Source organism: Halomonas cerina (genome assembly GCF_014192215.1).
In the GTDB taxonomy this organism is placed as follows: Bacteria; Pseudomonadota; Gammaproteobacteria; order Pseudomonadales; family Halomonadaceae; genus Halomonas; species Halomonas cerina.
This window is the reverse complement of the sequence record NZ_JACHXP010000006.1, coordinates 20,150-33,451: the sequence shown is the minus strand read 5'-3', so window position 1 is coordinate 33,451 and position 13,302 is coordinate 20,150. Positions and strand designations below refer to the sequence as shown.

The 13,302-nt window shown below is 57.4% G+C and carries 9 protein-coding genes; 7 read left to right on the top strand and 2 right to left on the bottom strand.

Annotation, left to right across the window (positions count from 1 at the left end; genetic code table 11):
* Positions 1 to 207: 207 nt before the first annotated feature.
* The 3 genes from FHR94_RS07465 to FHR94_RS07455 all read left to right on the top strand — a co-directional run bounded on the left by FHR94_RS07465 (position 208) and on the right by FHR94_RS07455 (position 3,821).
* Entirely contained in the window at positions 208 to 1,416 is a 1,209-nt protein-coding gene (locus FHR94_RS07465) for a M24 family metallopeptidase (protein ID WP_183325014.1), read from the top strand.
* 102 nt (positions 1,417 to 1,518) lie between these two features.
* A complete protein-coding gene (locus FHR94_RS07460) occupies positions 1,519 to 3,063 on the top strand; it encodes a BCCT family transporter (protein WP_343064644.1) in 1,545 nt (514 codons plus the stop codon).
* A 2-nt stretch (positions 3,064 to 3,065) separates the two neighbouring features.
* Positions 3,066 to 3,821 (top strand): creatininase, encoded by a 756-nt coding sequence (locus FHR94_RS07455; protein ID WP_246389863.1) that lies wholly within the window; start codon positions 3,066 to 3,068, stop codon positions 3,819 to 3,821.
* 64 nt (positions 3,822 to 3,885) lie between these two features.
* Here FHR94_RS07455 and FHR94_RS07450 read toward each other — a convergent pair whose 3' ends face one another.
* Positions 3,886 to 4,749: a LysR family transcriptional regulator gene (locus FHR94_RS07450; RefSeq protein WP_183325011.1), complete on the bottom strand. Its 864-nt coding sequence runs from the start codon at positions 4,747 to 4,749 to the stop codon at positions 3,886 to 3,888.
* Positions 4,750 to 5,010: 261 nt separating this feature from the next.
* Here FHR94_RS07450 and FHR94_RS07445 point away from each other — a divergent pair, with 261 nt between their 5' ends.
* Positions 5,011 to 6,468 (top strand): sodium:solute symporter family protein, encoded by a 1,458-nt coding sequence (locus tag FHR94_RS07445; protein WP_183325010.1) that lies wholly within the window; start codon positions 5,011 to 5,013, stop codon positions 6,466 to 6,468.
* Positions 6,469 to 6,523: 55 nt separating this feature from the next.
* Here FHR94_RS07445 and FHR94_RS07440 read toward each other — a convergent pair whose 3' ends face one another.
* The gene (locus tag FHR94_RS07440; protein ID WP_183325009.1) at positions 6,524 to 7,426 is read right to left on the bottom strand and encodes a LysR family transcriptional regulator; all 903 of its coding nucleotides are present in this window, start codon (positions 7,424 to 7,426) and stop codon (positions 6,524 to 6,526) included.
* 227 nt (positions 7,427 to 7,653) lie between these two features.
* Between FHR94_RS07440 and FHR94_RS07435 the strand changes: the two genes are divergently transcribed.
* From FHR94_RS07435 to FHR94_RS07425, 3 genes are all read left to right on the top strand, one after another.
* Complete coding sequence (locus FHR94_RS07435; protein ID WP_183325008.1) at positions 7,654 to 9,747, top strand: hydantoinase/oxoprolinase family protein; 2,094 nt, start codon at positions 7,654 to 7,656, stop codon at positions 9,745 to 9,747.
* A 21-nt stretch (positions 9,748 to 9,768) separates the two neighbouring features.
* Entirely contained in the window at positions 9,769 to 11,529 is a 1,761-nt protein-coding gene (locus tag FHR94_RS07430) for a hydantoinase B/oxoprolinase family protein (RefSeq protein ID WP_183325007.1), read from the top strand.
* A gap of 107 nt (positions 11,530 to 11,636) precedes the next feature.
* Complete coding sequence (locus FHR94_RS07425; RefSeq protein ID WP_183325006.1) at positions 11,637 to 13,154, top strand: NCS1 family transporter; 1,518 nt, start codon at positions 11,637 to 11,639, stop codon at positions 13,152 to 13,154.
* Positions 13,155 to 13,302: the final 148 nt, after the last annotated feature.

The following is a 13,302-nucleotide window of genomic DNA, read 5'->3' as shown; positions in this document are numbered from 1 at the left end:
ATTGAATTTCAATGGCATTTCCTGTGCCAATGGGGGCATTTGCACTAGTCATTGGTGCTGGAAAATGACCCTGGCCATATTCGTTCTCACCAGCAGCAAAGAACGCGATTCATCGACACCGATGAGGACGAGGCACCGGCGCGGGTCATGCAGATTCCGGCCAGGCTGGTACAGCGATTCCCTTGAATGAAGTGAGGAGACAACAAAATGCAACTGCCGTCACTGATCGAGATTCCCAATGGTGAAAAAGTCGTGCCGACCTTCTCGGATAGCGAGATGCAGGGCCGCCTGGCACGCCTGCGCGACTACATGGCGCAGCAGGCTATCGATGCGGTGGTGCTGACGTCTTACCACAACATCAACTACTTCAGCGACTTCGTCTACTGCAAGTTCGGCCGTGACTATGGCCTGGTCGTCACCCAGGATCGCTTCACCACCGTGACGGCCAATATCGATGGCGGTCAGCCCTATCGCCGCAACCGGCTGGGCGACAACATCGTCTATACCGACTGGCAGAAGGACAACTTCTTCAAGGCGGTGAAGCAGCTCTGCGAGGGCCGTCGTCGCGTCGGCGTCGAGTTCGACCACCTGACCCTGCAGAATCAGCAGAAGCTGCTGGCCGCCCTGGGCGACGTGGAACTGGTCGATATCGGCGTGCCGACCATGCAGATGCGCATGATCAAGTCCGCCGAGGAGATCGCCCTGATTCGCCAGGGTGCACGGGTCGCCGACGTGGGTGGGGTGGCGGTACGCGATGCCATCGCGGCCGGCGTGCCGGAGTACGAGGTGGCACTGGCCGGTCAGGCCGCCATGGTGCGCGAGATCGCCAAGACCTACCCGAACAGCGAGCTGATGGATACCTGGGTCTGGTTCCAGTCGGGCATCAATACCGACGGCGCCCACAACCCGGTGACCAGCCGCCGCGTTCAACCGGGCGATATCCTGAGCCTCAACACCTTCCCGATGATCTCGGGCTACTACACCGCCCTGGAGCGCACCCTGTTCTGCGAGCATGCCTCCGACGAGCACCTGCGCCTCTGGCAGGCCAACTGCGAGGTCCACGAGCGTGGCCAGGCGCTGATCAAGCCCGGGGTGCGCTGCTGCGATATCGCCCATGAGCTCAACGAGATCTTCGCCAAGCATGACCTGCTCAAGTACCGCACCTTCGGCTATGGCCACTCCTTCGGCACCCTGAGCCACTACTATGGCCGCGAGGCGGGCCTCGAACTGCGCGAGGACATCGAGACGGTGCTCGAGCCCAACATGGTCGTCTCCATGGAGCCGATGATCATGGTGCCGGAAGGACGTCCCGGAGCCGGTGGCTACCGTGAGCATGATATCCTGGTGGTCAATGAGCATGGGGCCGAGAACATCACCGGCTTCCCGTACGGGCCGGAGCACAATATCATTAAATAACAACATACGGGAAAGGGGGCTGGCGCCCCCTTTTTTGTCCAAGCACCGAGGTGAATAACAATGATTCTACACTCAGGGCCATTTAGAGGTATCAACCCCCTTGTGGCATCACTCACCCTCGTGATCATAGGGTTGGTGATTGCGGCGGCAGTCTTCTTTCCAGAGGAACTTACGGCAGCGACGGATGTTGGGAGAAGCTACATCACCTACTATTTCAACTGGTGGTATGTGGCGTTGGCAGCCTGTTTTCTTTTCTTTCTGATTGGTTTGGCAATCAGCCCTTATGGAAAGCTTAGGCTAGGCAAGGATGATGAAAGACCGGAGTTCGGCTATTTTGCGTGGTTTGCCATGCTATATGCCGCCGGACAAGGGATCGGTATCATCTTCTGGTCCATTGCCGAGCCGATGATGCACCTTTCTCAGGGGACCCCCTTCTCTGACGCCACGAACTCACCGGAAGCCGCCACGGTCGCGATGCGTCTGGCGTATTTCCATTGGGGGCTCAATGCCTGGGGTATCTACTGTATCGTGGCGCTGTCCCTCGCCCTGATGGCATACCGCTACGGTAAACCCTTGAGCATTCGGCACACGCTTTACCCGATCCTCGGAGAGAAGGTCAATGGCTGGATCGGCAACCTCATCGATATCATTGCGCTCTTCGCCACCCTCTTTGGTATCGCCACCTCGCTTGGGCTTGGTGTTCAGCAAATCAATTCGGGGCTTAACTTTGTGTGGGATGTTCCGATTTCTGTGAACGTCCAGATGGTACTTATCGCGGCCATTACCGTGCTTGCCTTGATCTCCGTTTTGACAGGGCTCAAGAGAGGGATAAAGTATCTCTCTGAAGCCAATATGTGGCTGACCTTTATCATACTTGGCTTCTTCCTGGTGTTCGGCCCGACTCGGTATATCATCAACAACTTCCTGGATTCCATCGGCGACTACTTCGTTCACCTGATTCCGTTAAGCTTCTACGCTGGCGCGAATGAGGTGGCCAGCAATGGAGGTGGATCCTGGAAAGACGTATGGCAGGGCTGGTGGACCATCTTCTACTGGGGCTGGTGGATGTCCTGGGCGCCCTTCGTCGGTGTCTTCGTGGCCAGGGTCTCACGCGGCCGTACGATTCGAGAGTTTATCTTCGGTGTGGTCGGGGTTTCCTCAATCCTCTCCTTTGTCTGGCTGTCGGCCTATGGTGGCTCTGCCATTTATGTGGAGCTCTTCGGGGGTGGCGGTATCACGGAGATGGTAGCCAACGATGTCTCACTGGCGCTCTATGCCACATTCGAGGCGATCGACTCAGGCATCATAGGGCTTATCGCAGGTGTGCTCGGTACCGTGCTGGTCTCGACCTACTTCATTACCTCATCCGACTCCGGCACCCTGGTGGTCACCACCATCCTCAGTGAAGGCGATCCGCATCCCCTCTCCCGTCACCGGTTGATGTGGGGCATCATCGAAGGGGTCATTGCGGCGGTGCTGCTGGTGGCGGGAGGCGCCTGGGCGCTCACGACACTTCAGACGGCCGCCATCCTGGCCGCCCTGCCGTTCTCGATCATCATGGTGATGATGGCCTTCTCGATCTACAAGGCGGTCAGCCAGGAAAAAAAGCTTGGCCTTAAGCCGCAGCAATCCTGTCAGGGGGCATGACAATGAGCGTGAAGATTGAAAATCTGGATTGGATGTCATATCGAGAGCTTGTCGAGAACGGCAAGTCCAAGATTCTGATCCCCGTGGGCGCCATCGAGCAGCATGGGCCGCATATGTCTCTCAATCCGGATGTGCTGATTCCTCAGCATATCGCCTGCCAGGTGGCGGAGCACGCGGGGGGAATGCTGGTGGCGCCATCGATCGCCTACGGCTACAAGTCCCAGGTGAAGTCAGGGGGCGGAAATTTCTTCCCGGGTACGACCTGTGTCAGCAGTCGCTCACTGGAGGAATATGTCTATGACATTATCCTGGCCTTTGTCGAGCATGGAAATCGGGAGTTCATCCTGATCAACGGGCACTTCGAAAACTCCATGTGCCTTGTCGAGGCGGCGGATCGCGTCGTGAAGCAGGCCAGGCTGTCAGGGAAGGAGGTCAAGGTGATCCTTCTCTCCTACTGGGACTTCATCAGCGAGGCCACCATCGGGAAAGTCTTTCCCGAGGGGTTCTCGGGCTGGGCCGTCGAGCATGGAGGCGTGCTCGAGACGTCCATCATGCTTAAGATCCACCCCGAGCTGGTAGACATGTCAAGAGCGGTCGATATTCCACCCGCGGCGTTTCCTCCGTATGACGTCTTCCCGCCGGACCCCTCCTGGGTTCCCGAATCGGGCACCCTCTCATCACCGTCAAAGGCCACTGCCGAGAAAGGCGAATGGATTCTCGATGAGTGCATCGAGAAGATTGCCACGACATTTTGCTAAACCGGTAACGGGCATTGCCATCCATGATGGGTGGCAGTGTCCTTAAGCCCTGGTCTTTACGACCTTACATGTTGGCAATCCCGGAGCGAAGGAAGTCCAGCACATGCCGGGAAGCCACGTTCAGTTCACGTTCCTTATAGTAGAGTCCGATGCACACCTTCTCCAGGCTGGGAAGGCTGTCGGTACTCCCGGTATGCTTCAGATGGTCGGGAATGACCGAGCTGGCCATTGCCGTAATTCCTAGCCCCTCCTCGACGGCAGAGAAAATGCCGAGCAGGCTGGTGCTCGTGTACATGAAGCGGTAAGGATGCTGCTGCCCTTTCAGGGCCTCTTCCATGATGGAGCGGTAGACACACCCCTGCGGGTAGGCGATCAGCGGTATGGGATCGTCATAGTCACCCATAAGCCGACTGTCCTTGTAAACCCACTCCAGTTTTTCCAGCCGGTAGTCGCGTGAATCCCTGTCTTCATTATCCTTGGCGCGCTCCATGGCCAGGGCGATGTCGTAATGGCCTTTCTGATAGCGCTGAAGGATGACCTTGCTGATCTCGCAGTCGACTTCCACGATGATGTTGGGATAGACCCGGGACAGGTTTCTCAGCGCCTTGGGAAGGAACGCCAGCTCGAAGTCGTTGGGGATACCGAGCCTGACCTTGCCGGAGACATTGTCGCCTCTGACCTTGGCAATGACCTGATCATTGATCTCAAGGATCTGGCGAGCCGCCTCATAGAGGTATTCACCATCCTCGGTCAGCTCGAGGCTGGAGCCTCGAAGAAATATCTTGGTATTCAATATCTCTTCCAGCTTCTTGACCTGAAGGCTTATCGCCGGCTGTGAGCGGCCAAGGAGCTCGCCTGCACTGGTGAAGCCTCCCAGGTCTTTTATCGTGACAAAGGTTCTCAGAAGGTCGGTGGGAATGTTGGTCATTTTCTGTCCATTATGTTCTGCAATGCAGCCATTAAGTATACAAATTGGTGGAGATAATGCACGTAAAATAACTTGGTGGTAGCGGACGCGGCCACATGCCACGTCCTCCGCCCCTGGGCTCACCAAGAACAAGAGGGTACTGAATGAATTCCTGGGTATTAACCACTTTTCTTATATTGACAATTGCCATGCTGGTGCATGCCGGTGCGACCTACCTGCGTCGAGAACTCAAGAGAAACAGGGAAGAGGGGTAGCGCCGCCATGGATTCCTACAAGATGTTCAACTGGGGACTGTTGCTCCTCACCTTCGGTCTGCTGATCTATCTCGGCTATCTTTCTTCCAAGATGATGAAGAAGAGCGACGAGTCGGGCTTTCTGGTCGCCGGGCGCTCGCTCGGCGCCTTCGTCGGCGCCGGGACCATCGTCGCCACCGGTTTCAGCGGCTGGGGCTTCATGGGCTCGCCGGGTGTGACCTACCAGTTCGGCGCCATCGAGGTGCTGGGTAACTTCTTCTTCGCCCCGGCGATGGTGATCGCTGTGCTCTATTTCGCCAGCTTCCTGCAACGCAAGGCGGCGGACATGGGCAGCAATACCATTCCCGAGTATATCGCCCAGAGCCACGGTGGCGGAACCATGGGGCGCGTGGTGCAGGGTGTTGCGGGGCTCATCACCATCATCCTGCTACTGGTGTTCCTGACCAGCCAGATCAAGGCCGTCGGCCTGCTGGGCGCGAGCTGGCTGGGTATCGAGCTGGACCAGAGCGCGACCCTGATGGTCGGGGTCATCATCATCTACACCATGCTGGGTGGACTGGCGGCCGTGGCCTGGACGGATACGGTGATGGTCTGTGGCATGGCGCTGGCGGCGGTGATCATCATCGTGCAGATCCTGACCTCGGTGGATCTCAGCGAATGGGAGACGGCGTTGAATGCCGCCGACCCCGAGCTGCTCAATCCCACCACAGGAGCGCACTACGGTGATCACCAGGGCACGGTGTTCCTGGTGCTGCCCTATGCCTTCCTGTTCACGGCGGTGCTGCCGTTCATGGCCGTGCGTTTCCTGGCCTTCAAGCCCGAGGTCAAGCTGCACAAGGTGGGGGTCTATGTGGCCATCCTCGGCGGCCTGCTGAGCCTGATCCCACTGGTCGGCCTGTACGTGCGGATGCAGGTGCCGGACCTGGCCGACCCCGACAACGCCATGCCGGTCTATCTGGAGCAGTTCATGCACCCGGCCATCCAGGGCGTCATCACCCTGTTCATCATCTTCGCCATGAAGTCCACGGCCAACTCGCTGCTGCACACCGTAGCCTCGGCAACCTCCCATGACCTGCGCCTGGCGCTGTTCAAGGATGGCGCGACGAGTTCCCGCCGTGCCCTGTTCATCAATCGCGGCGCGGTCATGGTACTGGGCGTCGTGGCGCTGCTGATGATGCTCTACGCGCCGCCCTTCATGCTCTCCTGGCTGGGCATCCTCGGCACCGGCACCCTGCTGGCCAGCATGATCGGTCCGGTGTTCATCTCTACCTTCTGGCAGGGCTCCGCCTGGGGCGCGCTGGTCGCCATGTTGGTCGGTTTCTTCACCAGCGGCTATATGATGCTGTTCGCCGATGTGGGCTGGTTGATTGGACCCCTGACCGGCTGCGCGGTGTCCTCGGCCTGCTACGTGGGGGTGTCGCTGTGCACCCGGCGTCCCCAGCTGGTCGGGACCCCGGCTCACTGACCACGAGGCAACATGAGCGCGGGCCGTGGCATCACTGCCGCGGCCCGCTTGCGTTTCAGCCCTCGAGCTCGCGGCTCAGCAGATCACGGAACAGCCGGCAGCTGGGCGTGATATAGGCGCTGTGCCAGGCGGCGATGGTCTCGAGGCGCTCATGGGGGCTCGCCAGTGGCACCACGGTGATATCGTCTCGGCGAAAGCGGCTGACGCAGTCGGAATACAGCGAGATACCCATATTGGCCGCCACCAGCCCGAAGATCCCGCTGCTGGTCGAGGCTTCCTGGATGATGTCCGGCTGGAAGCCGGCCTGCAGGCACAGACGGAAGACGTGAGCCCGAAAGGTGCTCCAGCCCTCCTCGGTGCCGAGAATGAATTTCTCCTCGGCCAGTTCGGTGAGCGTCAGTCGGGCACGATCGGCCAGCGGATGCCGTCGGGGCAGGATGACCACCAGGTTCTCGATAGCCGCGCGATGGGTCTCGATCCCCGGAAGATCCACGGGGCCGATCATGAAGCCGATATCGATGCGGTGATCCAGCAGCGCCTCATGCTGGTGATGCGAGGGCATGTAGATCAGCTCCACGGCGATGTCGGGATAGGCCTCCTTGAAGGTCTCGAGGATCTGCGGCAGCACGCCGTTGATGGAGAAGTCGTTGTAGGCGATGGTGATGCGCCCGATGTCGCCTTGGGCGGCCCTTCCGGCGAGTTGGACCCCGCGCTCGAGGTGGCTCAGCGCCGCCCTGCACTCGTCCAGGAACAGTCGACCCGAGCGGGACAGGGCCACCTGACGCGTGGTGCGCTCGAAGAGATCGGCGCCTACTCCTTCCTCGAGCCCCTTGATCAGGCGACTCAGGGCCGGCTGGGTCATGTGCAGTGCCTCCGCCGCCTTCTTGAAGTGCAGCGTGTCGGCCACCGCCATGAAGGCCCGGAGGTGGCGCAGGTCGAAGCGAAGACTATTGCTCATTTTGTAATCAATCCTTGAGAAATAGGCATTAGACTGTATTATTTTCAGGGGCTATTTTCAAATGTAACTGGCATAAAAAATAAACACTACTTGGGCCATTTAAGTTTCAGAAAGATATTGTAAATGGCCATGTTTCACTCCATGGAGGTGAGCTGAGATAAATATAACTTGGTTACAACACTCATTAAGCAATAAACAAATATACATAAATGGTTGTGAGGTTTGATATGGCTCGTATTGGAGTTGATGTTGGCGGCACTAACACAGACATCATTCTGGAGACTTTTTCCACAGATTCTGTCGGCGCTGGCACATACCGACACAAAGTGCCAAGCACCACTCAAGATCAGTCGATTGGCGTGTTGCAAGGTGTGCTGGAAGTATGTGACAAGGCCGGCATCAAGAGAAGTGAAGTGGGTACCATCGTGCATGGCACGACGGTAGCGACCAATATTTCCATTGAGCACAATGGTGCAGAAGTCGGGATGCTGACCACACGAGGCTTCCGAGATATCCTGCACATTGGCCGACACAAGCGTCCCCATAACTTCTCACTCCACTTCGACGTGCCGTGGCAGTCCAAGCCCCTGATCAAGAGAAGGCATCGAATTCCCATTACCGAGCGAGTGCTTCCGCCCTCGGGCGAGGTGGAGGTTGCGCTAGCAGAAGATGAGGTCAGGCAAGCGGCCAAGAAGTTTAAAGATTCCGGCATCAAGTCCGTTATTGTGGGCTTTCTTTTCTCTTTCCTTAACAAGAGCCATGAACTGCGTGCCAAGGAAATTATCCTGGAAGAGATGCCGGATGCCTACGTCTGCTGTTCGTGCGAAGTCGTCGATGCCATGCGCGAATACGAGCGCTTCTCGACGACAGCCATGAATGCCTATGTGGGGCCGAAGACTTCACTTTACCTGAACAACCTGGAGCGTCAGCTTAAAGAGAATGGCATCGACGCCGATTTGCGCATCATGCAGTCGAATGGCGGTCTTGCCACGGTAGACAGCTGCTGTGAAAAGCCTGTCAATATTCTGATGTCGGGACCTGCCGGGGGGGTTATCGGGGGGCACTTCTTTGCCGGGCTCGATGATGAAAAAAATATTATCACCGTGGATATCGGCGGAACGTCAGCGGATATCTCGACGCTGGCGGATGGTGATATCAAGATCATGAACCCACGGGACTCCTATGTTGGCGGTCATCCCGTGATGGTGCCGATGATCGATTTGATCACCATCGGGGCCGGTGGCGGATCGATCGCCTATGTCGATGAAGCCGGTGGCTTCCAGGTCGGGCCTCGCTCGGCGGGGTCCATGCCGGGACCGGCCTGCTATAACCGTGGGGGCGAAGAACCCACCGTCACCGATGCCAACATCCTGCTCGGGCGCCTAGATGCCGACCAAATGTTGGGTGGCGACCTGAAGGTTGATCCTCAGCTTTCCCATGACGCGATCAAAACCAAGATTGCCGATCCTCTTGGATTAAGCGTTACGGAAGCCGCTCTGGGCATCATCAGGATCGTCAACAACAACATGGCGCTGGCGATTCGCTCCAACTCCGTGGCCAAAGGCGTCGATCCCAGGGAGTTCATGCTGATGCCCTTCGGTGGTGCCGGCCCGGTGCATGGCCCGGCCCTGGCCGCGGAAGTCAACGCCAAGGGGGTTATCGCTCCGCCTGCGCCGGGGATCACGTCAGCCGCCGGGCTGCTGACCACCAACCTGCAGTACGAGGTCACCCGGTCGCACCTCTGCGAGCTGACCTCGATCAGCAACCAGGACTACGAGACCGTGCAGGGGCTGATGCACGACCTGGATGGGGAGGCCATGCAGAAGCTGGCCAAGGACGGTGTGGAGGCTGCCGATATCAAGCTGACCCGCTTCGCCGAGTGTCGCTACCACGGTCAGGGCTTCGAGCTGCGTGCGGAAATCCCCGATGGTGAGCTGACCCGGGAGAACGTCCGCCAGGTAGTGGAGAACTTCCATCGACAGCACAAGACCGACTACGGGTATAGCTATGACGATGCCGAAGTCGAGCTAGTGACGCTGCGCGTGGTCGGCGAGTCGCAATCGACGAAGCTGGCGTGGAAACCGCTTGCGTCGGCGGAGGGCGGTGGGCTGGAAGAGGCCTTCATGTATGAAAGAGAAACCACCTTCGATGATGGCACGACTCACATGACCCCTCGCTATGACCGTAGCAAGCTGCTGTGTGGTCACAAAATTTCCGGGCCGGCCCTGGTCATGCAGCACGACTCGACCTCCCTGGTGCCGCCCGATTGGAAGGCCCTGGTGTCGGACCACGGCAACCTCATGATCACGAAATTCAGCTAAGTACTCGTACAGGTGGGCAAGATGGAAAACAAGAAAGTCGATCCAATCACAATGCAGGTCATCAGTGGTGCACTCGACACCATTGCCGAGGAAATGGGTCATGTGCTCTACCGGATGTCCTTTTCCTCCATCATTCGCGAGTCACAGGACCTGGGGGCCGGCCTGTTCGACAGGAATTACCAGACGATTTGCGAGTCGGAATCGACCCCGATGCACATCGGCTCGATTCCCGCCTACCTGCGCGGCGTCGAGAAGACCCTGCAGGGTGGTGAATGGCATGAAGGAGACGTGGTGGTACATAACCACCCCTATTACGGATCCAGCCATACCCCCGATCTGGCCATCATCATTCCCGTCTTCTACGAGGGGGAGCTGGTCGGGTTCTCTGCCAACACCGCGCACCATATCGACATCGGGGCCGCCACTCCGGGGCTGATCATCGATGTCGGCGATGTCTATGCCGAGGGGATGCTGTTCGCTGGCCTGAAGCTCTACGAGAAGGGCAAGAAGAACGAAGGCCTGGAGAAGATGATCACGGCCAATAGTCGTGCATCGCAGCAGCTCATGCGCGATATCGAAGCACAGGTGGCCTCGGCCCAGCTGGGGGTCAAGCGGTTCACGCAGCTGCTCGACAAGTACGGCATGGAACGGACCTTTACGGCGATCGACCAGCTGATTGATTACTCAGAGCAGATGCTGAGGAATAAAATCGCTGAGATTCCCGATGGTGAGTACCAGGCGACAGGCTTCCTGGACGATGATGGCAGGAACCGTGAAGAACGCCTCCCCGTCGTGGTGACGGTAAAGGTGCAGGGTGACTCGGTCACCGTCGATCTAACGGGATCTGCCAAGCAAACGCCTACCGCCTACAACGTGCCTTTCGAAGGTTCGTGCAAGGTGGCGGCATTTGCCGGATTCAGGAAGTTACTGCTGGATGCCAGCCAACTGGATGTCCCCATCCCCTCCAACGAGGGTTCCTTCCGCCCCATCAATGTGGTGGCTCCCGAGGGCTCCATCTTTAATCCCATCTTCCCGGCCGCCGCCGAGGCCAGGTTTACGCAGTGCAACATGATGATTGACTTGATCATCAAGGCGCTGTCTCCCGTCATGCCCGAAAAAGTTATTGCCGGGAGTTCGGCTGCCATTTCCTTTGCTTCCTATGCTGGCATGAAGGATGACGGCGATTACTGGGTCTTCCTGGAAGTGAACGAGGGAGCCTATGGCGGACGGCCAAACTCGGACGGTCCCGACTCCATCGACAATCTGATGGCTAACACCCGGAACAATCCTATCGAGGATCTGGGGATGCACCTCCCGATGATTTGTGACCGGTATGAACTGAGAGACGATGTCATGCCTGGTGCGGGAAAACATCGGGGGGGTATCGGGGTCGTCAAGGCTCAGCGCGTCCTGTCACCCGGTTTCATTACTCACGAAAGTGAGAGGCACTATCATGTTCCCTGGGGGGCGTTTGGGGGCTCGGATGGAGCCGTCGGCAAATGTGAGATTTATAACTATGACTCACAAGATACTGTTAACAACATGCCTTCAAAGTTTTCTGGGTATGCGACAAAGGCCAATGATGTCATGGCTTTCTATGCACCCTGTGGTGGAGGCTATGGCAACCCGCTCGAACGCTCTCCTGAGCAGGTAAGGGAAGATGTGCTCGATGACTTCTGCACCGTGCAGCACGCCTATGAAGCCTATGGCGTAGTACTCGATAAAAATCTCGAGATTGATCGTCTAGCCACTGCCGCAAGGCGCAGCGAAATGGGCGCTTGATTGCCCAGCCGCTTGGGGGTGGGGTATCGCTCCTCCCCCTTCCCTACAGCCTAGCGGTAATACAGCGCTTAAAAACAACGCCAACAAGATAACTCAAGGGTGACGATATGTCTGTCTCAGGATCCGGTGTCGCCGATAAGGCTTCGCCTATAGCATCCCACAAGAATCATCTTCTAGAAGAATCCATACTTCCTGTTGTCAATACGCAAAGACCCATTACCGCTCTCGGCTTTGTCTGGATCTGGGTCGGCATCGCGGTAATGATCGCGACGTTCCAGCTGGGGGCGAATGGCATTACAGGGGTACCCCTCTGGCAAGTGGTATCAGTCATCTTTTTTGCTAATATGGTGTTGGCCCTGTTGATGCTGCTGACCGCCGATATTGGCACCGAGCATGGACTATCGTTTTCGGTTTATCTCCGTGCCCCCTTTGGCGTCTATGGCACCCACTTTCCATCGGTCTTTCGTGGTATCGTGGCCGCGATATGGTTCGGGATTCAAACATACCTCGGGGCCCTGGCGCTCAACGGTATCTTCGAATACCTGACCGGGTTCTCGAACTGGGCCGTGTGGTATGGGGTATTTGCTCTGGTTCAGGTGGCGAATACGGCGATGGGAATCAAGGCGGTCGAGAGACTGGCCGCGATCGCCGCCCCTGCCATTCTTGCCATCTCGATCTGGATGTATTTTACCCTGGATGTGCTGGCACAGACTCAGGGTATCAATATCTGGAGGTTTGTGGGCGAGCAAGATGTGACCATCCTTACCCTCTTTCTCGCCAATGTGGCGTTCTGGTCCACGCTGGCCATTGATATCCCGAACATCACCCGCTTTGTCAAAGCCCCCTCAGGAGAAAGGCGGTTCTTCTCTCGTAACAAGAATGTGCTGCTGGCACAGCTTCTGGCATTGCCTGCCACTCAGGCCTGGATCGCCCTGATCGGTGCGGTATCGTTCATCGCCGCGGGCGACTGGAATCCCGTGACCGTCATTCAGGGACAAGGGGAAGGACTGAGTCTGATTGTGCTCCTGGTGCTCGTCATTCTGGCTCAGTGGTCAACCAACAACGCGGCCAACTTGATTCCGGCTGCACTCGCGTTTGTCAATGCCGGGGCCCCCAAGGTCTCTTACCCTGTCGCCGTGGCGATTGCGGCAACCGTGGGGACCCTGTTTATGCCCTGGGCGATCCTCGACAACCTTTTCTCCTTCCTCTTTTCCTATGGGGCCTATCTTTCTGCCATTGGTGGGATCATGGTGTCCGATTATTATTTTATAAGAAAACGGCGCCTCAATGTTCCCCATCTCTATCGTGAGCGTGGCCAGTTTCATTATCTCAAGGGCTTCAACCCAGCTGGCATCATTGCCTGGCTGGTGGCCGGCTCTGTCGCGTTTTTCTCGGGGCAGTGGGCCTTCCTGCTGGGCTTCGTTCTCGGTGCCCTGATCTACTTCGCCATCATGAAGCTGTACGTGATGAAGCGCTTCTCACAGGAAGAGTGTGGCGACGCCCCCTCGGACGACTATCTGGGCACCAGTGTCGATTATAACTGGGTCTATGATGAGGCCAGCAGCAGTTTCTTGCGCCTGCGTTCTGATGAGTTGGATACGGAGGCATCACGAGAAGATTTATGATACTGGCTGATGTTTTTTCATAGACATTGATGCACTCTAAGAGATCAAATCCATTTAAAACGTAATTGGAAAACACCAGAGTCAGCAATTAGTCTTGGAGCTGATATTAAGACAGAACGCTCCCGATAGCCATCTGACACAATAACGT

Excerpts from the sequence above, each read along its gene's own strand:
- FHR94_RS07465 (WP_183325014.1), top strand. The coding sequence starts at position 208 with ATGCAACTGCCGTCACTGATCGAGATTCCCAATGGTGAAAAAGTCGTG.
- FHR94_RS07455 (WP_246389863.1), top strand. The coding sequence starts at position 3,066 with ATGAGCGTGAAGATTGAAAATCTGGATTGGATGTCATATCGAGAGCTT.
- FHR94_RS07450 (WP_183325011.1), bottom strand. The coding sequence starts at position 4,749 with ATGACCAACATTCCCACCGACCTTCTGAGAACCTTTGTCACGATAAAA.
- FHR94_RS07445 (WP_183325010.1), top strand. The coding sequence starts at position 5,011 with ATGGATTCCTACAAGATGTTCAACTGGGGACTGTTGCTCCTCACCTTC.
- FHR94_RS07440 (WP_183325009.1), bottom strand. The coding sequence starts at position 7,426 with ATGAGCAATAGTCTTCGCTTCGACCTGCGCCACCTCCGGGCCTTCATG.
- FHR94_RS07435 (WP_183325008.1), top strand. The coding sequence starts at position 7,654 with ATGGCTCGTATTGGAGTTGATGTTGGCGGCACTAACACAGACATCATT.
- FHR94_RS07430 (WP_183325007.1), top strand. The coding sequence starts at position 9,769 with ATGGAAAACAAGAAAGTCGATCCAATCACAATGCAGGTCATCAGTGGT.
- FHR94_RS07425 (WP_183325006.1), top strand. The coding sequence starts at position 11,637 with ATGTCTGTCTCAGGATCCGGTGTCGCCGATAAGGCTTCGCCTATAGCA.